This window comes from Rathayibacter sp. VKM Ac-2856 (genome assembly GCF_013205055.1).
Lineage (GTDB): Bacteria > Actinomycetota > Actinomycetes > Actinomycetales > Microbacteriaceae > Rathayibacter.
Genome location: NZ_JABMLF010000003.1, coordinates 434,197 through 456,529 on the forward strand (window position 1 = coordinate 434,197; position 22,333 = coordinate 456,529).

Genomic DNA, 22,333 nt, shown 5'->3' on the forward strand with positions numbered 1-22,333 from the left:
GTTTCTCCTTCGATCACCAGGCGCGCTGACGTCGTGTCAGCGCGTCCAGGTAGGCCTTGGTGTGGACGATCTGCAGGAACAGATCGAGGAACAGCTCGTACATCAGGCCGGCGAGCAGCATGTGCCGCCAGCCCCGGTCGCGGACGGTGACGACGCGCTCGACGACGAAGATCAGGGTCACGGCGAGCCAGAACGGCTGGATCGAGAGCCCGCCCATCACCAGTGCGTAGACGACGGTCGCGAGGTAGACGTAGGTCACGAAGCAGCCGGCCATGGTCAGCAGCTGGCGGCCCCAGTAGGGCCAGGTGACGCGGGTGAGTCCGTACTGGACGCAGTTCTCGACGGCGCCGCGCTTCCAGCGCAGCCGCTGGTTCCACAGCTCGCGCCAGGTCGGCATGATCTCGGTGACGAGTGTGCAGCCGGCCGGGCTCAGCACCTCGTAGCCGAGGTGCTTGATGGCGAAGGTGAGCTCGTTGTCCTCGGTCAGGACCGTCGTGTCGTAGATGCCGCCGCGGCCGTCGCCGGCGGGGATGCGCCCGTCGCGCCGGGCACGGCTGATCTCGCGCAGCAGAGCGCCGCGCAGGACCGCGGCCGTTCCGGTGACCACGAGGCACTTGCCGTTCAGGCGGCGGACGTCGCGGGCGTAGCGGGCGTACTCGTTGCGCTGGAGGTGGCCGACCAGGCCGCCCCCGGGGGTGCCGCGGAAGACGCCGCCGACGGCGCCGATGCGCGCGATGCCGATCTTGAGGCGCGCGATCGCGAGGAAGTCGGGGTCGAGGGCCGAGTCCGCGTCCTGCACCAGGACGAGGTCCTCGTCCTCGAGCTCGAGCAGCAGGACCTCGAGGAACTGGTTGAGGGCGCCGGCCTTCTTGGCCGTGTTGCCGGTCGTGGCGTAGACCTCGGCGCCGTGCTCGATCGCGATCTCCGCGGTCCGGTCGGTGCAGTTGTCGGTGACGACGACGATCCGGTCCGGCGGCGACGTCTGGGTCTGCAGGCCGAGGATCGCGGCGGCGATGCCCTCCTCCTCGTTGTGCGCGGGGAGGACGGCGACCAGTCGGCCGACGGGCGTGGAGGTGTGGCGTCCCTCGCGGGCCGGCGGGGTGGCCGGGACGGCGGGGGCGGCCGGTGCGGTGCGGGCCGGAGTGCGCGCCCAGGACCGCTCGCGGGTGGGGGCGTAGCCGATCGGCACGGCCTCGGTCGAGGCGGCGGAGCGGGTGGTGAAGGGGGCGGGCAGGGGTGTGGTGAGCTCGTCGCCCCTGCGCGGCGGGGTGCTCCGCGCAGGGGTCGGCGGCTCAGCGGGCAGGGTGCCCGCGGAGTGCGCGATCAAGGCCAGGATCCTCAGTCTTCGGGTGTTTCGGGGGTGGGCAGGCGCGCCGAAGACACTCCGCAGGCGATTCGGGTCACCGGAGGAGAGTGATGATGAGGGGACGTGCCTGCTCTCGGGTGAGCATGTCGGCACGCAGCAGATCAATCAGCATCGGGTTGCTTGATGATCAAGGTAGACGTGCGACGGGTGTCGATGCAAGCGAATGGAGAATGATCGTTCTCCGACTTTCGGCGCGTGTCACTGCGCTGGTGACGGAGCCCGTGCGACGGCCTCTTCTCGTGACGCGGGCGGGTCGCCGCACAACATCAGCTGAGAAGGGGGTCCGTCGCTCCTGGGGCGATGCCCCCCACTCTCAGCTGATGTTGTGCGGAGCGGCGTCGTGCGGAGCAGGCACCGGTCGCCTCGACAGCCGTCCAGGCCTCGCCTCCCGCACCGCCGGCACGAGCGCGACGGCGGGTGCAGGATGAGCGCATGACCCTCCTCCGCGTCCGGATGCGACCGCGCGCCGTCGACGAGCCGCACCGCGTGTCGTCGCCGCTCGAGCTGCTGGTCGACCTGACCTTCGTCGTCGCCATCGCGCAGATCGCCGCGCAGCTCGCCCACGCGACGGAGGAGGGGCACCTCGGCGAGACGGTCCTCCCCTTCGCGATGGTCTTCTTCGCGATCTGGTGGGCCTGGATGAACTTCACCTGGTTCGCCTCCGGCTACGACACCGACGACGTGCCCTACCGCCTCCTCACGCTCGCGCAGATGGGCGGCGTGCTCGTGCTCGCGGCGGGTGTGCCGACGGCGTTCGAGGAGGGCGACTACACGGCGATCACCGTCGGCTACGCGATCATGCGGTTCGCGCTGGTCAGCCAGTGGCTGCGGGTCGCGGTCTCGACGCCGGCGCAGCGCGTCTCGGCGCTGCGGAGCGCGGGCGGGTTCTCGCTGGTGCAGGTCGGCTGGCTGCTGCGGCTCCTGCTGCCGGAGGAGGTCGGGGTGCCGAGCTTCCTGGTGCTGGTGCTGGCGGAGCTGGCCGTCCCGCTCTGGGCGCTGCGGGCGGGCGAGTCGAGCTGGCATCCGCACCACATCGCGGAGCGCTACGGGCTGTTCACGATCATCCTGCTCGGCGAGGGAGTGCTCGCCGGCGTGAACGGGGTGCAGCAGGCGGTGACGGAGTCGGGCGTCGGCGTCCCGCTCGTGGTCGTCGCGGCCTGCGCGCTGGTGATCGTCTTCGCGCTGTGGTGGCTGTCGTTCCTGCACCCCTCGGGCGAGCTGCTCGAGCGGCGGCGGGACCTCTCCTTCCGCTGGGGCTACGCGCACTTCGTGATCTTCGCGGCGCTCGGCGCGCTCGGCGCCGGGCTCGAGGTGGCCGTCGCAGCGACGGCCGGGCACCTGGAGGCGAGCGACACGGTGGTCGGCGGCGCGGTCGCCGTGCCGGTCGCCGCGTTCCTGGTGATGCTGTGGGCGGTGCACCTCCCCCTCGGCGAGCGCCGTCCGCTCCGCGCCGCCCTCGTGCTGCCCGCCGCCCTCGCCGTCCTCGCGACCCCCCTCCTGGCCGCGCCCCTCGGCGTCACCGCGGCCCTGGCCGCCGTCGCCCTCCTCTGCGCCGCCCTGGTCTGCACAGCCCTCCTCCTCCCCTCCCTCCCCCACCCCCGCGCCTGACCCCGCGCCTGACCCCCGCCTGGCGCGCCGCAGCCCGCGCCCCGCGAGATGCCACTTGTGCACGCGACACGCCGTGGAAAGCGTGCACAAGTGGCATCTCGCGGGGTGGGGCGAACGTGACGGGCGGGTGCGTCGCGTGGCCGCCGGACGGGGGTCGGACGGGGTCTCCGGCCGCTTGTAGGCTGCACGATCATGGGGAATCACCGCCGCTCGTCCCGCCTGCTCACCGCACTTCTCGCCGCCGCCGTCGGGGTCGGAGGTGCCCTTGTCCCCGTCACGGCGGCCACCGCCGCGGACGACACGACGACCTCGACGCAGACCACCCAGTCCGTCGAGACGGGCGTGCTCGACCCGTCGCTCGACCGCGCCGATCAGGGCCTGCCGCCGCAGACGACCCAGGTCTACAGCGAGAGCCAGACCAGGAGCTTCCGCGCCGATTTCATCGTGAGCGACGCGAACTTCTTCGACAGCGACGCGATGACGACCCAGCAGGTCCAGACCCTCCTGAACGACAAGGGCAGCAACTGCTCCACCGGGGTGGACGTGCCCTGCCTGAAGAACTTCTCGCAGCGGACGAGCTCCAAGCCCGCGGACGCGATGTGCAGCGCCTACGCCGGAGCGGCGAGCGAGAGCGCGGCGTCGATCTTCACCCGCGTCGGCGCGGCCTGCGGCATCAACCCGCTGGTGCTCGTCGTGCTGGTGCAGAAGGAGCGCAGCCTCGTCACCACGACGAAGCCGACCGCGAACGACTACAACAAGGCGACCGGCTTCAACTGCCCCGACACCGCCCCCTGCGACCCGGGCTCGGCCGGCTTCTTCACCCAGGTCTACAGCGCCGCCCGCCAGTTCAAGCGCTACGCCAACCCGCCCGGATCCGGCTCGAACTTCACGGCGTTCGCGCCCGGCAAGACGGCGCAGATCTCCTACTACCCCGACACCCGCTGCGGCTCCTCGCCCGTCACCGTGCGCAACCAGGCCACCTCGGACCTCTACTACTACACGCCGTACCAGCCCAACAGCTACGCGCTGAACGGGCAGGGCGACGCCTCCTGCGCGACCTACGGCAACATCAACTTCTGGTTCCTCTTCAGCGAGTGGAACCCCGCGGGCACCCTCGCCAACGCGGGCATCGCGCCGGTCGGCCAGGTCGACGGTCCGCAGATCTCCAACGGCACCCTGACCGCGAACGGCTGGACCGTCGACCCGACCACGCAGCAGGCCGCGCTCGCCACCACCGTCACGATCACCGCTCCCAACGGGACGCGGACCGTGCGCACCGTGACCGCCGACGGCGACCGCGGCGACATCTCCGCCCGGGAGTACCCGGCGGCCGGCCGCCGCCACGGCTACACCGCCACGGCCCCCGCCTCGGCGACCGGCACCTATACGGTCTGCGCGAGCGCCGCCTCCGTCGCCTGGAACCGCTGGGTCGGCACGGGCGACTCCCGCGGCCCCGGCTCGAAGGACCTCGGCTGCTCCTCCGTGCAGTACCAGGGCGGCAACAGCACCAGCCGCGACGTCCTCACCTCCGGGGGCGAGCTCCGCAGGGGCCAGCAGCTGACCTCCGCGGACGGCGGCTCCCGCGCGTCGATGCAGAGCGACGGCAACCTCGCGGTCTACTCGCGCAGCGGCCTCCGCTGGGCGGCCGGGACGCAGGGCGACGGCGACCGCCTCGTCATGCAGTCCGACGGGAACGCCGTGATCTACACCGCCTCCGGCCGGGCGATCTGGTCGACCGAGACCGCCGGGCAGCCCGGTGCACGGATGGTCATGCAGAACGACGGCAACCTCGTCGTCTACTCCACGTCGGGCCGCGCCCTCTGGGCGAGCGAGTCGGCCTCGAAGCCGGCGAGCGGGGACACCCTGCCGGGCGGCGGACGACTGACCTCGGGTCAGAAGCTGCGCTCGAGCGACGGGACCAGCGAGGCGGTCATGCAGACCGACGGCAACTTCGTCGTCCTGACCCGCGGCACTCCCCGCTGGGCGACCGGCACGAGCGGGGCGGGCAACCGCCTCGAGATGCAGTCGGACGGCAACGCCGTCGTTTACACCTCCACCGGCGCCTCCCGCTGGGCGACGAACAGCAGCGGGAACCCGGGTGCCCGGATGGTCATGCAGAACGATGGCAACCTCGTGATCTACTCGCGCGACGGCCGGGCGATCTGGGCCAGCCGGCGCTGACCTCGCGGCCGCCCGCGCTCGGCTCCCGGGTGCGGGCGGCGGCGTTCGCACTCGGCTCCCGGGTGCGGGCGGCGGCGGCCGCACCCGGCCCCTGGGGGCGGGTGGCAGCGTCCGCACTCGGCCCCCGGGGACGGACGGCGGCGAACCGCTCAGCATGACGCGCGCGGTCCGTGTGATCATGTTCCGACGCGCAACGCGGGCGGTTCGACGCCCGACGCCTGCGCAGACCGGGCGCCGCTCGTCGGCGTGTACGACCAGCCCGACCAGTTTGCGAGACCCGTGACTCCGACGATGTCCTCCTCTCCGTACCAGATCGACCGCACGACCGACCGGGTCCCGCGCCCCGACGAGAGGGGCGGACGGTGACCGTGAGACGTCCGGATCCCGCCTCGCCGCTCGGCCGAGGACTCGGCCGCGGCCGTCGCCTCGTCGGACGCGGACTCGTGCGCGTCTACGACGTCGCGAGCCGCCCCAGCTCGACGCGGGCCGAGGAGGAGCGCGCCTACCGGGCCGAGGTGGAGGAGACCCGCCACCGGCTGGTCCTCGACCGGCTGGCCGAGGTGTCGCGCGGGCTCGCCGAGGTGGCGACGTCGGTCGAGGTGCTGCAGGGCCGGCTCGCCGAGGTCGAGGCCGGCGGCGAGCGCCACGGCGCGCGGCTGTCCGAGATCACCTCCGCGACCGAGCAGAGCGCTCGGCACCTGGAGGATCTGATCGCGGAGACCGCCCGCGAGAACACCGAGGTCCACCGGGCCCTGATCGACTCCGTCGCCCTCCTCGGGCGAGCCGTCTCCCTCTCGGCCGCGGACGACGAGGCCGGTCGGTGAGCAGCGGCGTCTTCGTCGACCTGACCCCGACGCAGGATGCTCTGCACTCCGAGCGCGGGATCGCGGTCTACACGCGAGGCCTCTTCGCCGCGATCGAGGCACTCGAGCCGGGCTTCGTCGAGGCCTTCGTGCTCGATCCCGGCGCGGGCACTCCGGCGCTGCCGTCCGGGCTCGAGGAGTCCGGCCGCGTCGTCGCGAGGGAGCCGGGCGAGGTGCAGGACGCGCGGCTCTGGCACATCCCGTCGCCCTTCGACACCTCCCACGACCCGTTCCGGATCCTGAATCCGCGACGCGTCCCCTACGTCGTCTCGCTCTTCGACATCATCCCGCTGGTCTTCGACGACGAGTACCTCCGGCTGCCGTCGGCCCGCGCGCGCTACCTGGCGCACGTGGAGCTGGTGCGGCAGGCGGATCGCGTGCTGTGCATCTCGCAGGCGGCGGCGGACGAGGCGATCGAGCGGCTCGGGCTGGATCCCCGCCGCGTCGCCGTCACGGGGATCGCGGTCGAGGAGCACTTCGCCGAGGACGTGCCCGCCGAGGCCGCCTGGGAGCGCGCCGCGGCGGACGTCGAGGGCCTCCGCGCCGACTTCCTGATGTACACGGGAGGAAGCGACCTGCGGAAGAACATCGCGGGACTCATGCGGGCCTACGCGCTGCTGCCGAGCGAGACCCGGCGGGCGCACCAGCTCTGCGTGGTCTGCCGGCTCGATCCCCCGACCCAGCACCACTACGAGACGATGGCGGCCGAGCTGGGCATCGCGGACGACGTGCTCTTCACGGGGTACGTCGAGTCGGAGACGCTCGCGGCGCTGTACCGGAGCACGGAGCTGTTCGTGTTCCCCTCCTTCTACGAGGGCTACGGGCTGCCCGTGGCCGAGGCGCTCGTCAGCGGCGCGCCGGCGGTGGTGTCCGACAACTCGTCGCTGATCGACCTGGTGCCGATCGACGCCGCGCGGTTCGATCCGCACGACGACGCCTCGATCGCCGCGGCCATCCGTCGCGGTCTCGAGGACGAGTCGCTGCGCGCCGAGCTGCGGGCGCTGTCCGGCACCATCCCCACCACGTGGGACGGCGTGGCCGAGGCGACGATCGCCGTGTACCGGTCACTCCTGGACGGCTCGGTGGCCGCGCCGCGGCGGGCGCCGCGCACGGCGGTCGTCTGCGAGGTCGCGCTGCTGACCGCGGACGAGAGGGCCGACGCCGAGGCGCAGGTCCGCGCGCTCGCGGAGCAGGGGTCCGTGGTCGTCTTCGAGGACGCGTCCAACGAGCGGATCGCGGGGGCGTCCTCCTACTGCCACCTCGCCGCGTTCCTCGTCGCGGAGTCGATCGACGGCCCGTTCGACGACGTCGTCTTCCTGTCGGGGCGGGCTGCGCAGCCCGGCGCCGACGCGCTGCGCACGCGGCTCCGCCGCGGCCGCGCGCTGGCGCTGCCCGCGCCGCCCGCCTAGCGCGCCCCTCCTCCGCGCCGCCCGCCGCCGACTCGCCCGAGAAGGCTCGTTCCCACCCCCGAGAACGAGCCCTCTCGGGCGACTCAGTCGCCCTTCGGGCTCCGACGGTCACCCAGCGGCGCGGAGGCGGACCTCGTTCTGATAGTCGAAGTGCGTGCGGACCTGATCCGTGACGTCGATGTTCTGGAGTCTGCTCGAGGCCGGGCTGAAGCCCGCGACGCCGGCAGCCGTCTCGCCCGCCTGCGCCGCCCTGTAGACGTACTTGAGGACCGCGTCGTTCCGGGAGTGGTAGCAGTAGACGGCCTCGTCGACCGCAGCAGTCAGGGAGTCCCAGTTGCTCTTCGCCCCGATGGCGGCGCCGAGCAGGTGCGCGGCTTCGATGCGTGGCCCACCGGGCTTGGTGCCGAGTGCCTCAGCCGCCACGACCATCAGTCGCGCTCCGAGGCTGTGCCCGATGAGCACGTAGGACTCGGCGTCGGTCCGGGCCAGGATATCCCCGACGATGACACCCGTCTTGTCCGCACGGCTCTTCGCGACATGCCAGGGGTTCTTGAGGAGATCCGCGGCGATGAACGCCGGAGCGACGACATTTCCCAAGAATTTCGCTCCGGCCTTGGTGCCGAGGGCAGCAGCGGCTTTCACGAGACCCGCACCGCGCGCCTTGCCCAGCATTCCCGCCACGAGATCACCGAGGTCGTCGAGTTCTTTCGAGCCCCAGTGGACGCGGTAGACGGGAGAGTCCGGGTAGCGCGCATCGACGATCGCCTTCCAGCCACCCCACTTCTCGCTCTTGCTGTCGGTGAGGAACCCGTTCGCGACGATCACCGGCACGCCACCCTTGCCCGGACGGAGCAACTCGATGCGGAACGACTTGTCCTCGCGCAGATAGGCGTTGGAGACCGAGGCGCCCAGCGCCCCGCCAACCGCCGCGCCGACCGCGGTGACGACCGCCGTGCCGCCGGCCATCCCGAGCCCACCTGCCGCGAGAGTGCCTCCACCCAGCAGCGCCAGGCCGTGGGAACTGGCGGCAGCGCCGGACAGGCCGCCGAACACTCCCAGTGACCCCAGCGCTCCGCCGATGGCGGGCGCGGCGACGAGAGCGAGCGGAGCGGCGACGCCGAGAGCGACGACACTGCCGACAGCGATCTTCGAGATCGCATCGAGGTCCGGCTTCTCGTACTTGAGGAAGTCCTCGTAGTCGTGAAGCTCGCCGAAGGAGCCCTGGGCCTTCTCGAAGCCCGGGATCTCGCGCTTGTGCTCCGCGCAGAACTGCGGGACGCGGAGGGCACCGCGATCCCGAACCGCCATGTTGTCGCAGCCCGGAGCCATGCACGGGAGGGTCGGAGAGCCGCAGCCCTGGCAGACGTACACAGGGAGCTGGCCCGCGGGTCGGTTCGACTTCCGGTGCTCCGTCTGAAAGAAGCAGGACGAGCACCAGCCGCGCTCGGTCGTCAGCAGTGAGACGTCGTCCGCGACGTCGGCGATCCACTGGGCCGTCTTGGCGTACTCGTCCGCGCGCTTCTCCGCGGTCTTCCGCTCGATCTCGAGCACCTTCAAAGCGGCCTTCTGCTCCGCAGGATCGGCGATGCCGAGTGCGTCCAGATTCGACGCCGTCCGAGCCGCGTGCCAGGTCTTGGCATAGGCCCACAGGTTGCTGCGGAGTGCGAGATTCTCCTCGAGAACACCGCCGATCTCGACACTCGGTTCCAGATCCGTGTACTCGCCGACGAGGGACAGCGTCGCCCCTTGATCGGAGACGACATCCACTCGGAGACGTGATCCTTCGACGATGTGGGAATGCAGTGAGCCGGGCATGACCTGATGGTGACACAGGCGACGCCGCAGAGATTCCCCTTCACTCGCGATCGAATCCATGAGTGTCGTCACGAATACCCCGGCTCATTTCGCCGATCCTTCGCTTCTCAGCCCTCGGCATCACCGTGAACAAAGGCGGGCGGGCATTCCTCTCGTCAGCGAGTACCCGACTGTGGCCGCTGGCCTGATCCCCCCTGTCCGCAAGCGGACACGTCCGCTTGCGGCTCTTCCGCGCGGGGGCGCGGCGTTGCGAGACTCGGGCGATCCCTCTGCGTCCGCGGCAGCGCCACTCCCGCACGTCCCCTCAGGAGCGCCGCACGTGAGCACCAGCACGACGCCGGTCGAGACCGCCGACGGTCAGGCCGAGGGCGGCGCGGTCCGCAGGCCGCTGCGCGTGTGGCTGAGCGAGGGGTCCTACGGGCCGACCGATCTCGCGCGGCGCGGGGTGCTGCTGGTGGTGGGGTCGGTGCTGGCGGTGCTGGTGCCGATCGTGACGCTGACGCTGCTGGATGTGGACTCGCACCTCTCGCTCAAGGTGTGGATCCTCGCGGTCACCGTCATCGCGCTGCTGGGGGCGCTGCTCCGGGTCGTCGCGGACATGCGGCCGGGGCCGCGCAGCGACCTCGATCGGGCGGGCAAGGCGGTGGGGGCGGTCGCCGCGCTGTTCACCGCGCTCGCGGTGGTCATCGACTGGAGCCTGCTGCACCTGTAGCGGCGCCTCGGCCTCAGCTCTCGGGGAGGAAGCGGACCGGCAGCTCGGCCACGTGCAGGCCCGAGCGGCCGATCAGCTCCTCGATGGCGGCGTGCTCGCTCTCGGGCGCGACGAGCTGGACCTTGTCGACGCCGTCGATCTGCGTGCCGGGGGCGCCGGCGAAGTAGCCCGTCACGCCGTGCCGGGCGACCAGCTCGGTGAGGAGCTCGGCGTAGCGCTCCTGCTCGCCGGGCAGGACGAGGACGCTCAGGTCGACGCCGCTGATCTCGACGGGGCTGCCTGCGGCGACTCCGGCGGCGGCGCGGAGGTCCTCGGCGCGGGCGACGAGCGGCAGGAGGTCGGCGATGTCCGCGGGATCCTCCAGGGCCGTGAGGGCGAGGTGCCCGCCTCCGCCGGAGTCCGGCCAGACGGCGGCCTGCAGCTCGAGGCCGCGGACGGTGCTGTCGAGCGGAGCGAGCAGACCAGCGGGGTCGACGCCGAAGTCGGGGCACCGGGCGCCGGCGGGCCGCTCGTCTGCGGGGCTGTTCACGGCGAGGGTGGTGCCGGCGTCGGTCTGCACGCGGACCGACCAGGACACGGGGTCCCCGTAGTCCGTGGAGCAGGCCGTGTCGAGGAGCGCCGCGAGGCCGGCCGGGTCGACGTCGACGCCGATCCACGAGGTGGGGTCCGCGAAGACGGGCGCCTCGACCCAGCGGGAGGACTCAGGGGCGGTGACGCCGGGGAGGTCCGCGACCTGGGCGGTCAAGCGATCGAAGCGGGGGTCGGGCCGGTCGAACTGCGTCTCGCTGATCGTCCAGCTGAACAGGGTCGCGCCGCCCACGGCGAGACCGGTCGCGGCCACCGCCGCGAGGGAGAGCCACCACCGCTTCGTCATGCGACCACACTCGTCCGTCCTCGGCGGGAACGCCAGAGCGGAGGGCAGCGATCCGGCGAACAGCGGGCGAACGGGTGCCGCGGGTGGGGGCGGACACGGCAGGGCAGGGGCGGACGCGGCAGGGCAGGGGCGGACGCCTCCGGGCACAATGGAACGGTGTCGACCCCCTCCGCCGATCCGCAGCCCGAGCCCGCCGCCGAACTCCGCGACGACGTCCCGGGGGACGGCCGCGACGAGACCGAGAACGAGCGGCTCGACCGCAACTGGAGCGAGATCCTGCAGGAGCTCCGCGTCATCCAGACCGGCACCCAGATCCTCACCGGGTTCCTGCTGGCGATCGCGTTCCAGCAGCGCTTCGAGGACCTCGACGTGTTCCAGACCGACGTGTACCTGGTGCTGGTCAGCGGGTCCGTGCTCGCGACGATGCTCGGGCTGGCGCCGGTCAGCCTGCACCGCGAGCTGTTCCGCCGCCGGGCGAAGAGGACGCTGGTGCGCGCGGCGGACGTCCTGCTGCGGCTGACGCTGATCGCGGTGGCCCTGGTGCTCACGGGCACCGTGCTGCTGATCTTCGACGTCGTCACGACGCGGCCGCTGGCGATCACGATGGCGTCGATCACGGCGGTGCTGATCGGCGCCATCTGGCTGGCGCTGCCGCGGCGGATCCGCCGGCGCGGGTGAGGCGGCGGATCTCGATACGCCCGCCGAGCGGGCTGCTCGATCAGCATGATCGGTGAGCGTGCACTCCATGGTGGGGGATCTCGATACGCCCGCGGGGCGGGCTACTCGATCAGCATGATCGGTGAGCGTGCACTCCACGGCGGGGATCTCGATACGCCCGCCGTCGGCGGGCTACTCGATCAGCATGGACGCGTCGCGCCCCGCTCCTGCAGGCTTGGTCGCGGCCCGCTCCTGCCTGGTGGTGCGCGCTCCGCCCGTCCCATACTGGTCGAGTAGCCCCGCAGGGGCGTATCGAGACCGACCCTGTGCAGAACGGCGGCGCTGCAGGCCCGCGTCCGGACGTCGGCGGATCTCGATACGCCCGCTCCGCGGGCTACTCGATCAGCATGCTGCCCGCGCAGCGGGCGACTCGATCAGCACGCGGGCGGCACCCCCGTCGGTACGACGGCGCAGGATGACGGGTGCGCGACGCGCGCCCCGCCCGGGCCGTCCGCCGTGCGGCGCCAGTGGGCTGCCGATCTCCGCCATCGGTGGGGCTTGTATCGGGCCGACAGCGCGGGAGAGCGCGATCACCGCGAGCGGGTGAGGGGCGGACGGCGCCGGCGCAGCGCGCCGCTCCCGCACGCCCTCGACGCCCCCCGCACCCCCGCACGGCCGCGGATTCCCGGGGCGCGGGCAGCAGGGTCCGCCGCCGCCGACGTCCCCCGACCGGGAGGCACGGATCCCCGCCCCGGGCGCCGCTCCCCCGAGCACCCCCGGCGCCTGATGGCAGCCTGAGCGCATCCTGAGAACTCACGATCGGATGGGTCTCAAACGTCCCCACTCCGGGGGCCAAGAGCGCCCGACCCGAAACGTATCTTGATCCCTGCTCCACCCGGACGGCCCGACGGAGCAGCCCGGAGGGATCGGATCATGACGGAAGTGCGCGCGCTCGCCCGCCACCGTCGACCGGCCCCGCAGAACCCGATCACGGCGGCACCGCGCTCCCTCGCCCTGACGCTGATCCTCGTCCTGCTCGCCGCCGTCCTCGTCGTCCTCCCCGCCCCGCGCGCCGAGGCCGCCACCGTCCTGGTCCAGGAGGGCTTCGGCGGCACGAGCGTCGTCGACCCCGCCTGGCAGGCCCTCGACAGCGCCTGCATCACCCGCGCCACCGTGGCCCCACCCGCCGGCACCTCCACCCTCGGCGTCTGCGCCAACCGCACGCAGGCCCCCGCACCCGCGACCACCCCCGGCTTCCTGCAGCTCACCGACACCCGCACCAACGCGAAGGGCGGCGCGGTGTTCAACCGCCCGATCCCCGCGACCGGCGGGCTCGACGTCCAGTTCGACCAGTACCAGTACCAGGCGGCCCTCGGCCTGCAGGGCGCCGACGGCATCGGCTTCTTCCTCACCGACGGCTCGCGCAGCCTCACCGCGGCGGGCGCCCCGGGCGGATCGCTCGGCTACGGGCAGTCCACGACCGTCGACGGCGTCAACGGCGGCTACCTCGGCATCGGCCTGGACGTCTTCGGCAACTTCTCCGGCTCCGGCGGCGGGCTCGGCGCAGGCTGCACCCCGGCGCCCCCGGGCTCCGCCGCCAACCGCATCGTCGCCCGCGGCCCCGGGCAGGGCAGGACGGGCTACTGCTACATCGCCGGCACCGCCCCGCCCGGAGTACTCGCCTCCCTCCGCCCGACCGTCAACCTCAGCGACACGGGCGCTCCCGGCGCCGGCGCCGGCCGCACCATCCGCGTCACCGTCTCGCCGGCCGCCTTCCCGGTCGTCACCGTCTACTACGGCGCCTCGGCCGGCATGGCCGCCTCCGCGCTGACCCAGGCGCTGCAGTTCACGATGACGACCGCCGCCCCCTCCACCTACAAGCTCGGCTTCACCGCATCGACGGGCGGATCGAGCGACACCCACCTGATCCGCAACGTCTCGGTCTCCTCCATCAACGACCTCGACGACATCTCGCTCGTCAAGCAGATCGACCGCACGACCACGCAGCCGGCGACCTACCCCGAGGGCTCGGTCATCCCCTACCAGTTCGTCGTGACCAACGGCTCGGTCACCGGCACCCTCACCGGCGTCTCCGTCTCGGACCCGAAGGTGCCGACCGTCACCTGCCCGACGACGACGCTCGCCCCGCTCGCCTCCGTCACCTGCACCGGCAGCCATACGGTGACGGCGGCCGAGGCGGTCGCCGGGAACCTCGTGAACACCGCGACAGCGTCGGCCACGAAGACGGCGCCGGGCCAGACCACGGTCACCGTCACCAGCCGCACCGCCAGCGTCACCGCGCCCATCACCACGCCCGCCCCCGCGATCACCCTCGTGAAGTCCGGCGCCCTCACCGACACGAACGGCAACGCGCAGGCCGACGTCGGCGAGCGCATCGTCTACACCTTCGTCGCGCGCAACACCGGCAACGTGAGCCTGCAGAACGTCGCGGTCACCGACACCAAGGTCGCCTCGATCACCCCGGCGAGCGCCGCTCTCGCCCCCGGTGCGCAGACCACCTTCACCTCCGCCGCGTACACGGTGACGCAGGCCGACATCAACGCCGGCACCGCGATCCCGAACACGGCGACGGTCACCGGGCGCACCCTCGCGGCCACTCCCGCGACGGTCAGCGCGAGCTCGAGCACCACCACGCCGATCCGCTACGCCCCGTCGCTCGCGCTGACCAAGAACGGCACGCTCAACGGCGCCGCCGCGGCCGGCTCGACGATCTCCTACTCCTTCACCCTCGCGAACACCGGCAACGTGCCGCTCACCGCGGTCGCGATCAACGACCCCAAGGCGACCGTGGTCTACGGACCCTGGCCGGGCACCGCCGGCCAGCTCGGCCTCGGCCAGTCGGTCACCGCGACCGCCACCTACACGCTGACCCAGGCCGATGTGGACTCCGGCTCGGTCGTCAACACCGCCACCGCGACCGGCACCCCGCCCACCGGCGCCGCCGTCACCAGCACCGCCACCCGGACCGTCACGCTCACCCGCGCCGCCGACCTCGCCTTCACCAAGACCGCGAACCCCGCCTTCATCAGCACGGCCGGCACGGTCGTGACGTACACCTTCCGCGCCACGAACACCGGCAACACGACGCTGACGAGCGTGGGGATCACCGACCCCAAGTCCGGCCTCTCGGCGCTGACCTTCACCTGGCCCGGCACCGCCGGCCGGCTCACCCCCGGCCAGGTCGTCACCGCGACCGCCACCTACACGACCACCGCGGCGGACGTCACGGCCGGCACGATCTCGAACACCGCGACCGCCACCGCGACCCCGCCGACCGGCGTGGCGATCACCCGCACGGCCGCGGTCACCATCTCGGTGATCCCCGATCCGCTGCCCGACGCGGCGACCGTCGTCCAGGGCGGCTCGGTCGTCGTCGACGTGCTCGCCAACGACGGCGCGGCCGCGACGGGCGCGACGTTCTCGCGGGCCCAGCTCTCGGCGACCCCCAAGGTCGTCGGAGGCGCCGCGTCGCCCGCCCCCGCGACCCCGGTCTCCGGCTCCGTCACCTGCGTCGACAGCGGCGCCACCCGCGGCCAGTGCACCTACCGGCCGATCGCGGCGTTCGTCGGCACCGACGTCTTCGACTACGCGCTCTCGGGCACGTACGGCACCTGGAACGTCCGCGTCACGATCACGGTGACCGCGCTGAACCGCGCGCCCGTCGCCCGCCCCGACCGCGCCGTCGCGACGGCCGGCGGCCCCGCGGTCACGGTCTCACCGCTCGCCAACGACACGGACGAGGACGCCGGCACGACGCTGACCCTCGGCGCCGTCGGCACCGCGAGCAGCGGCACCTTCTCCTGCGCCGGCGCGACCTGCACCTACACGCCCGCCGCCGCCTTCACCGGGACCGTGCCGATCGCCTACACGGTGAGCGACGGCGCGCTGACCGCGAGCAGCACGATCACCGTGTTCGTCGATCCGGCGCCCCTCACCCCACGCGGCTTCACCGGGACCGACACGACCAGCGGAGCGATCGGCCTCGGCTCCTGGACCCGCTCCTCCGTCGTCGCCACCCCCGTCGCGAGCTGCACCGCGAACCGCCCGAGCACGCTCGTCAGCTGGTCCGCGGCGCCCGGGGCCACCGGCTGGACGCTGGAGCGCCGGCTCGCCGGGGCGACGCCCGGCGCCTGGATCGTCGTCGCGACCCCCGCGGCGAGCGCCACCTCCTTCACCGACGACCGACTCGGCGAGGGCCGCAGCTACCAGTGGCGGGTCCGACCCGACCTGCAGCGCTGGCTCGGCGTCGCGTCGGGGCCCTCGACCGCCGTCACCCAGCCGGCCGTCATCAGCGCGAGGGGCTGCTGATGCCGCCGCCTCGCCCCACGAACCCTCCCACTCGTCCTGCACCCGCCCGCGCGAGGGAGACCAGGCCCGCACCGGGCACCCATCTGAAAGGAACCGCCATGACCGCCACAGCCTCCACCGAGAACAGCGCCCGCAAGGGTGCACCCTGGAAGAAGATCGCCCTCACCGGCGGCGTCCTGCTCGCCGCGGGCGCGCTCGCCGGCGCCGGCGCCTTCGCCGTCTTCACCGACTCCGGCACCGCGGTCGGCAACGTCGACGCCGGCCAGACCGACATCAACGTCACGGGCGGCTTCACCGTCACCGACATCGCGCCCGGCGACACGATCCAGCGTCCGCTGACCCTCGTGCTGCCCAACGCGACCAACGACGGCGACCTCGTCTCGACCGTGCGCTTCTACCAGGACGTCACGGCCGAGACCGCCGGCACCGACGACCCGCTGCTCACCGGCCCCGGCGAGTCGCTCGTCACCGGCACCGACGGCCTCAACTACCGCCTGCTGACCTGCACCGTGCCGTGGACCACCGCCGCGACCGCCCCCGCGACGAACGGCCCGTACACCTGCGCCGGCACCACGACGCCGACCGGCAGCGGCAAGCTGTCGACCATCGGCGGAGTCGCCAACGCGGTGGACTTCACGCCGGCGAACTTCGGCATCACCCCCACCGCGACCGGTACCTTCCCGTCGGACGCGGGCGACGTCGCCCTCAACACGCTGATCGAGCTCGTGCTGCCCACCGTGGCCGACAACGACTACGAGAACGCGTCCGCGCAGATCACCTTCACCGCCGCCGCCATCCAGCGCGCCGGCATCCAGAAGTAGCCAGCCGCTCCCGCCCCGCCGCCCGCGCCCGCCCGCGCGGGAGGCGGGGCGGGAGCACCCCCTCCCCTTCTTCCCCTCGGAGCCCCATGCCACCCCTGCGCGCGATCGGCGCCGTCCTCGCGGCGGTCCTCCTCGCGCCCGCGGCGTCCGCGGCGTCCGTCACCCCGCCCGCCGCCCTGCTCGACGTGCGCGAGCTCACGGCTCCCGCGGCGTTGACCGGGCTCGCCCCCGGCGACACGACGGAGTGGGCCGCCGAGGTCACCAACGTCGGCTCGTCCGCGCACCAGGTCTCGGTCGCCTTCGCGGTCGACGGCGGCGACGCGCTCGCCACCGACCCGCGCTCGGGGCTGCAGCTGGTCGTGGACCTCTGCCCCTCGGCCTTCACGATCGACGACCGGCTCGTCGCCGGCGGCCGCTCGATCGAGCGCTACCTCTGCCCGGAGGGCGTCGTCCCGCTGGGCACCGGACCGGCCGCCTCGCTCGGCCGGCTCGACGGCACCCGCGCCCTCGATCGCGGCGAGACCGTCGGCGTGCGGGTCCGGGTGAGCTTCCCGGCGGGCTCGGGCAATGGCCTCGAGAACACCGCCGCTGCGCTCCGCGTGCTCGTGCGCGAGACCGGGGCGATCGACGACTCCGGCGATCCCGGCGCGATCGGCGGCCCCGGGGCCTCCGGGAACGGCGGCCCCTCGAACGGCGGCGCGGGCAGTGGCAGCCCGGAGAGCGGCCTGGCCGTCACCGGCCGCGACATCGGCGCCGCGCTGCTCGGCGGGCTGGTCGCCCTCGGGGCCGGCCTGCTGCTCGCTGCGGGGAGTCGACGTCGACGGGAGGAGCAGTCGTGAGCGGCGCGGTCGCGAAGGGCGCGGTCGCGAGCGGCCCCGAAGCGAAGGGCGCCGCCGCGAAGGGCGCCGTTGCGAAGAGCGCCGCCGTGAGGGGCACCGTCGCCACGGGCGCCCGCCGGCTGCTCGGCGTCATCGTCGCGCTCGTCGCGATCGCGGGCGTCGCCGTCTTCGTCGCGTCGGCGCTCGGCCTGGTCCGCCTCGTGCCCGTCCTCTCGAACTCCATGGCGCCCGGGATGCCCGTCGGCTCGCTCGCCGTGACCCTGCCCGTCGACCAGGCCGCCGTCCGCGCCGGCGACGTCATCGTCTTCACCGACCCGGACGTGCCCGAGCGGCGGGTGATCCACCGCGTGACCTCCGTCTACTCCGAGGCCGACGCCGCCGAGCTGCGCGGCTGGACCCCGGGACTGCTCGCGCTGACCACCAAGGGCGACAACAACCCGCAGGCGGATCCGTGGATCGTCACGATCGCGGACGACCGGATCTGGCGCGAGGAGTCGGTCGTGCCGCTGCTGGGCTGGCCGAGCATCCTGCTCGCGCAGCCCCAGGCGCGCTTCGCCTTCTTCGCGATCGGCGGCGCGCTCGTCGTCGGCGCGGTGCTCGTCGTGATCTGGCGCCGACCGGTGGAGGCTCGATCGTGAGCGGCGCGAGCGCGGCCCCCGTGCACGGGCGACGCCGGGCGGTTCCGCGCCGTCGCCGCTCGCGCGCGCCGCTCGCCGTCGCCGCCGCGATCGCGCTGGTCCTCGGCGCCGGCGCCTCCGCGTCCGCCCTCTTCCTCGACCGCGCGACCGCCGGCGCCGGCGTGGGCGCGGGCACCGTCATCGCAGAGTTCGACGCCACGGGGGTCACCACCGTGCAGGTCCCCGTGACCGGTCTCGTGCCCGGCGGCACCGAGCGGCGCCTGCTCGACCTCACCAACGCCGGCACCGTGTCGATGGGCGCCCTGCAGCTCGAGTCCGCTGCGACGACGGTCGGCGCGAGCGCCTCGGACGGCCTGCAGCTCGCGCTCGAGCGCTGCTCGGTGGCCTGGTCGACGGACGCCGCGACCTGCCCCGGGACGACGACCACCGTCGCCGCCGACCGCCCGGCCGCGGCCAGGATCGACCTGCCCGCCTCGCCCGCCTTCGCGGTCGGCGCGACCGATCACCTGCGCCTCACCCTGCGGCTGCCGGAGTCGTCGCCGTCGGCCGCGCAGAGCACCTCCGGCACGCTGACCGTCGCGGTCCTCGGCGTGCAGGCCCCCGGCAAGCACCGCTGACCCGCCGGACGCCGGCGGATCTCGATGCGCCCGCTCCGCGGGCCACTCGATCAGCATGAGCCGCATGCTGGTCGAGTAGCCCCGCAGGGGCGTATCGAGACCCACCCCGTGCAGAACGGCGGCACTGCAGACCCGCGTCCGGACGTCGGCGGATCTCGATACGCCCGCTCCGCGGGCTGCTCGATCAGCATGAGCCGCATGCTGGTCGAGTAGCCCCGCAGGGGCGTGTCGAGACCCACCCCGTGCAGAACGGCGGCACTGCAGACCCGAGTTCGAACGTCGGTGGATCTCGATACGCCCGCGCAGCGGGCTACTCGATCAGCATGAACGCGTCGCGCTCCGCACAACGTCAGCTGAGAAGGCACGGCCTCCGCTGTAGAGGGAGGCCCCCTCGTCTCAGCTGACGTTGTGCGGAGTTCCGTCGGTGGATCTCGATACGCCCGCGCAGGCTGCTCGATCAGCATGAAAGCGCGCCGGACTGCATGCTGGTCGAGTAGCCCGCAGGGGCGTATCGAGACTCACCCTGTGCAGAACGGCGGCACTGCAGACCCGCGTCCGGACGACGGTGGATCTCGATACGCCCGCGCAGCGGGCTACTCGATCAGCATGGTGCCCGTGCAGCGGGCTGCTCGCTCAGCATGGTGCCCGTGCAGCGGGCTGCTCGCTCAGCATGGGCGAGTCACGGTCGGGCGAGGCTGCGCCGAGAGGGGGGCGCCGACCGCGGGCCTACGCGTCGGAGAGGCGGGGCTGCAGCGTCGCGAGGGCCTCGTCGAAGCTCGTGGCGGCGGCGAGCACGCCCTCGGGGCCGATGGCGATCCAGCGGCCGCGGTCGCGCAGCACCAGGCCGAGCTCCTCGGCGGGGCGGCGGCGGGTGCGGCGCAGCTCGAGCACGAACACGCCGGGACCGGTCTCGCGGATCTCGGCCGTGCGGCGATCCGGGAGTCTCAGCGGTACACGCTCCACTCCTGCTTCATCACCCGGGTCTCCTCGCCGTCGACGGCGACGATCCACGCGCCGTCCGTCTTCCGCAGCACGCGTCCGCGCAGGTACTGCGGCTCCCAGCCGTCGGCCCGGTGCACCCACTTCACGAACCGCGCGAACCGCCCCGGCATCACGTCGTCTCTCGACATCTCGTCCTCCCCCGTGCTCGATGGCCGCCCTGAAGGCGACTCCCGAGGAGTCGTGTCTCCGGATGCGGCCGGATGAGAGGACCCTAGAACGCGCTGGGTGACCAGGAGGAGGGCCTTGACCTTTTCGCCGCTGTCGGCAACAGCTGTCGATGAACGACGGGATCAGCGCCCGACGGCCGCGAGGACGCGGCGCTTGAGGGGATGCAGCCGGTACGCCGCGTAGCGCACGGCCGGGTGCGCGAGCGCGCGCAGGCGCGCCGGCAGCGTGGTCCGCACCGCCGCCGCCTCGGCGTGGATCGCGGCCTGCGTGCGCGCCGCCGCCGCGAGGCTGAACCGCTCGACGACCACCTCCCGCCCGAGCTCGCCGAGCCGCCGGCGCAGCTCCGCGTCGCGCGCGAGCGGCACCAGGATGCCGGCCAGCCGCCCGGGCCCGTCCACGCCGTCGCCGAGCGAGTACCAGCCGCCGTCGAGGAAGAACGGCAGCGACTCCGGAGTCAGCAGCCGCCAGAAGGCGCGCTCGCCCTGCACGACCAGCGGCTTCGCGAACGCCATCCCCCGCAGCGCGCTGCTGCCCATGCCGAGCACGATGTCCGCGACCGCGTAGGCGTCGCGCGGGTCGAGCATCTGCCCGGTGAGGGTCACCAGGTCGCGGTCGCGCCCGGCGTTCACCCGGTCGGCCGCGGCCTGCAGCTCGGCGCGGACCGGCCCGTCGCCGACGACGATCAACCGGAGGCGCGGCACGTCGCCACCCGCACCGTCGCCGCCCGCACCGTCGCCGCCCCGCCCGTCCGCGATCGCCCCCACCGCCTCGATCGCCGCGAGGATCCCCTCGCGCTTGAGGTCGACGACGAGGCGCGCGACCGTGACGACCGCGATCTCGTCCTCCGCGATGTCGAAGCGCGCCCGCAGCGCCGCGGTCTCCGCCGCCGAGAGCTCCGCCGGCGCGTTCAGCTCGGTGTCCACCGGCGGCTCGATCAGATGCAGGACCGGCCGGCGGCTCGACTCCTCCTCGAGCAGCTCCACGACGCCGACGATCATCGGGAAAGCGGCAGGCACGAAGTCGGGCACCTCGGGCGAGAGCACGGTCGTCACCACCGGCACGCCGTCGAGCAGGTGCGGCCCGAAGGCCGCGTCCATCGTCGGCGCCCACTCGTAGGCGTGGATGAGGTCGATCCGCCGCTCGCGCACGAGGCGGCGCAGCCGAGCCATGCTGCGGAAGGAGAGACGCGGCCCCTTCTCGGGCGCCTCCACCCACTCGAGCCCGAGCTCCTCGACGAGCGGGCGCAGATCGCCGTCCGGCCCGTAGACGATCGACTCGTGGCCGAGCGCGGCCATCCGCCCGGCCAGCTCGATGCCGTTGATCTGGCTGCCGCCGACCTCGAGGGTGTGCAGGCAGGTGAGGACGCGCATCAGGCGGCCGGGGTGGAGCGCGACCCGGCCTGCGCCGCGACCTGGCGGCGGGCCTCGTCGATCGTCGCCATCACCGAGACGACCTCGTGGTGCGGGTGCACCGGCGACTCCACCAGGCCCGCGGCGACGTAGGAGGCGAACGCCGTCGCCTGGAAGGACAGCGCCCCGTACGGCCACGGCCCCTCGTCGGTCCAGACCTCCGAGTCCTGCCCCGAGCTCATGCTGCCCAGGGTCAGCGTCACGCCGCTGGGCCCGAAGAACGGGCTGTGCACCGCGAGCCGGCCCTCGGAGCCGAGCACCATCGCCTCGACCGGCAGCGACGTCTCGAGCGAGGTGGACAGCAGGGCGCGGGCGCCGGAGCCGGTGGTGAGCAGCAGGTCGACGCTCGCGTCGACGCCGGTGCCCGGGTCGGTGGTGCCGGAGGCGGCGATCGCGACGGGCGCGCCGAGCACGGAGGACGCGAACGAGATCGGGTACACGCCGGCGTCCAGCAGCGCTCCGCCGCCGAGCTCCTTCGCCCAGAGCCGCCCACTCGGGTCGACGGGAATGGAGAAGCCGAAGTCCGCGGTGACCAGGCGGAGCTCGCCGAGCACGCCGCTCTCGACGACCTGGCGGATCACGTCGGCCTGGGGCAGGTAGCGCGCCCACATCGCCTCCATCACCAGCACGCCCGCGGCGCGGCCCGCGTCGGTGATCTCGCGCGCCTCCTCCGCCGACATCGCGATCGGCTTCTCGATCAGCACGTGCTTGCCGGCCGCGATCGCGGCGAGCGCCTGGGCCCGGTGCAGCGGGTGCGGGGTCGCGACGTAGACGGCGTCGATCCCGGAGTCGGCGACCAGCTCCTCGACCGTGGCGTGCACCGTCGCGATGCCGTGCTTCTCGGCGAAGGCCCGCGTCTTCTCCGGATCGCGGGCGGTGACGGCGACGGCGCGCTGGACCGAGCGCGAGTGGATCGCCGCGACGAACGCGTCGGCGATGCCCGTGCCGATCACGCCCCAGCGCAGGGCGGGGACGGAGGCGGGGTCGATCGTTCGCGGGGCGGGGAGGGTGACGGGCACCGCTGA

Annotated in this window: 18 protein-coding genes; 11 read left to right on the plus strand and 7 right to left on the minus strand. The window is 73.3% G+C overall.

The features are described 5' to 3' along the window. Positions 1 to 13 precede the first annotated feature (13 nt). Positions 14 to 1,327: a glycosyltransferase family 2 protein gene (locus tag HQQ82_RS12465; RefSeq protein WP_254071432.1), complete on the minus strand. Its 1,314-nt coding sequence runs from the start codon at positions 1,325 to 1,327 to the stop codon at positions 14 to 16. A gap of 471 nt (positions 1,328 to 1,798) precedes the next feature. On the opposite strand from HQQ82_RS12465, the gene HQQ82_RS12470 reads away from it, so the two are divergent. The 4 genes from HQQ82_RS12470 to HQQ82_RS20625 all read left to right on the plus strand — a co-directional run bounded on the left by HQQ82_RS12470 (position 1,799) and on the right by HQQ82_RS20625 (position 7,427). Beyond that, positions 1,799 to 2,974: a low temperature requirement protein A gene (locus tag HQQ82_RS12470; protein WP_173233619.1), complete on the plus strand. Its 1,176-nt coding sequence runs from the start codon at positions 1,799 to 1,801 to the stop codon at positions 2,972 to 2,974. A gap of 192 nt (positions 2,975 to 3,166) precedes the next feature. Further along, positions 3,167 to 5,155, plus strand: coding sequence for a hypothetical protein (locus HQQ82_RS12475; RefSeq protein ID WP_173233621.1), 1,989 nt, complete (start codon positions 3,167 to 3,169; stop codon positions 5,153 to 5,155). Positions 5,156 to 5,517: 362 nt separating this feature from the next. Then, positions 5,518 to 5,979: a hypothetical protein gene (locus tag HQQ82_RS12480; protein WP_173233623.1), complete on the plus strand. Its 462-nt coding sequence runs from the start codon at positions 5,518 to 5,520 to the stop codon at positions 5,977 to 5,979. Beyond that, positions 5,976 to 7,427, plus strand: a complete 1,452-nt coding sequence (locus tag HQQ82_RS20625; protein ID WP_173233625.1) for a glycosyltransferase family 1 protein — start codon at positions 5,976 to 5,978, stop codon at positions 7,425 to 7,427. Before HQQ82_RS12480 ends, HQQ82_RS20625 begins: the two co-directional genes overlap by 4 nt. 108 nt (positions 7,428 to 7,535) lie before the next feature. Here the strand turns inward: HQQ82_RS20625 and HQQ82_RS12490 are convergent, their stop codons facing one another. Continuing rightward, entirely contained in the window at positions 7,536 to 9,194 is a 1,659-nt protein-coding gene (locus HQQ82_RS12490; RefSeq protein ID WP_367947921.1) for a DUF726 domain-containing protein, read from the minus strand. A gap of 367 nt (positions 9,195 to 9,561) precedes the next feature. Here HQQ82_RS12490 and HQQ82_RS12495 point away from each other — a divergent pair, with 367 nt between their 5' ends. Continuing rightward, positions 9,562 to 9,954 carry a hypothetical protein gene (locus tag HQQ82_RS12495; protein WP_173233628.1) on the plus strand — a complete coding sequence of 131 codons (393 nt, stop codon included), beginning with the start codon at positions 9,562 to 9,564 and terminating at the stop codon, positions 9,952 to 9,954. A 13-nt stretch (positions 9,955 to 9,967) separates the two neighbouring features. On the opposite strand, the gene HQQ82_RS12500 is transcribed toward HQQ82_RS12495, so the two are convergent. Then, positions 9,968 to 10,828, minus strand: a complete 861-nt coding sequence (locus HQQ82_RS12500; protein WP_173233630.1) for a hypothetical protein — start codon at positions 10,826 to 10,828, stop codon at positions 9,968 to 9,970. 156 nt (positions 10,829 to 10,984) lie between these two features. On the opposite strand from HQQ82_RS12500, the gene HQQ82_RS12505 reads away from it, so the two are divergent. The 6 genes from HQQ82_RS12505 (at position 10,985) to HQQ82_RS12530 (ending at position 18,729) form a co-directional block, all read left to right on the plus strand. After that, positions 10,985 to 11,506 carry a DUF6328 family protein gene (locus tag HQQ82_RS12505; RefSeq protein ID WP_173233632.1) on the plus strand — a complete coding sequence of 174 codons (522 nt, stop codon included), beginning with the start codon at positions 10,985 to 10,987 and terminating at the stop codon, positions 11,504 to 11,506. A 912-nt stretch (positions 11,507 to 12,418) separates the two neighbouring features. Then, positions 12,419 to 15,814 carry an Ig-like domain-containing protein gene (locus HQQ82_RS12510; protein ID WP_173233634.1) on the plus strand — a complete coding sequence of 1,132 codons (3,396 nt, stop codon included), beginning with the start codon at positions 12,419 to 12,421 and terminating at the stop codon, positions 15,812 to 15,814. Positions 15,815 to 15,912: 98 nt separating this feature from the next. Further along, the gene (locus HQQ82_RS12515) at positions 15,913 to 16,635 is read left to right on the plus strand and encodes a TasA family protein (RefSeq protein ID WP_173233636.1); all 723 of its coding nucleotides are present in this window, start codon (positions 15,913 to 15,915) and stop codon (positions 16,633 to 16,635) included. Positions 16,636 to 16,721: 86 nt separating this feature from the next. Further along, positions 16,722 to 17,474: a sortase gene (locus HQQ82_RS12520; RefSeq protein WP_173233638.1), complete on the plus strand. Its 753-nt coding sequence runs from the start codon at positions 16,722 to 16,724 to the stop codon at positions 17,472 to 17,474. Further along, a complete protein-coding gene (locus HQQ82_RS12525) occupies positions 17,471 to 18,112 on the plus strand; it encodes a signal peptidase I (RefSeq protein ID WP_173233640.1) in 642 nt (213 codons plus the stop codon). The genes HQQ82_RS12520 and HQQ82_RS12525 overlap by 4 nt, the downstream gene beginning before the upstream one ends. After that, complete coding sequence (locus HQQ82_RS12530) at positions 18,109 to 18,729, plus strand: peptidase (protein ID WP_173233642.1); 621 nt, start codon at positions 18,109 to 18,111, stop codon at positions 18,727 to 18,729. Before HQQ82_RS12525 ends, HQQ82_RS12530 begins: the two co-directional genes overlap by 4 nt. A gap of 726 nt (positions 18,730 to 19,455) precedes the next feature. On the opposite strand, the gene HQQ82_RS12535 is transcribed toward HQQ82_RS12530, so the two are convergent. The 4 genes from HQQ82_RS12535 to HQQ82_RS12550 form a co-directional block, all read right to left on the minus strand. Next, positions 19,456 to 19,692: a hypothetical protein gene (locus tag HQQ82_RS12535; RefSeq protein WP_173233644.1), complete on the minus strand. Its 237-nt coding sequence runs from the start codon at positions 19,690 to 19,692 to the stop codon at positions 19,456 to 19,458. Beyond that, positions 19,674 to 19,859, minus strand: a complete 186-nt coding sequence (locus HQQ82_RS12540; RefSeq protein WP_173233646.1) for a hypothetical protein — start codon at positions 19,857 to 19,859, stop codon at positions 19,674 to 19,676. Before HQQ82_RS12540 ends, HQQ82_RS12535 begins: the two co-directional genes overlap by 19 nt. Positions 19,860 to 20,021: 162 nt before the next feature. Further along, positions 20,022 to 21,269: a glycosyltransferase gene (locus HQQ82_RS12545; protein ID WP_173233647.1), complete on the minus strand. Its 1,248-nt coding sequence runs from the start codon at positions 21,267 to 21,269 to the stop codon at positions 20,022 to 20,024. Then, on the minus strand, positions 21,269 to 22,327 hold the full coding sequence (locus HQQ82_RS12550; protein WP_173233649.1) for a Gfo/Idh/MocA family protein: 1,059 nt from the start codon (positions 22,325 to 22,327) through the stop codon (positions 21,269 to 21,271). Before HQQ82_RS12550 ends, HQQ82_RS12545 begins: the two co-directional genes overlap by 1 nt. Positions 22,328 to 22,333: the final 6 nt, after the last annotated feature.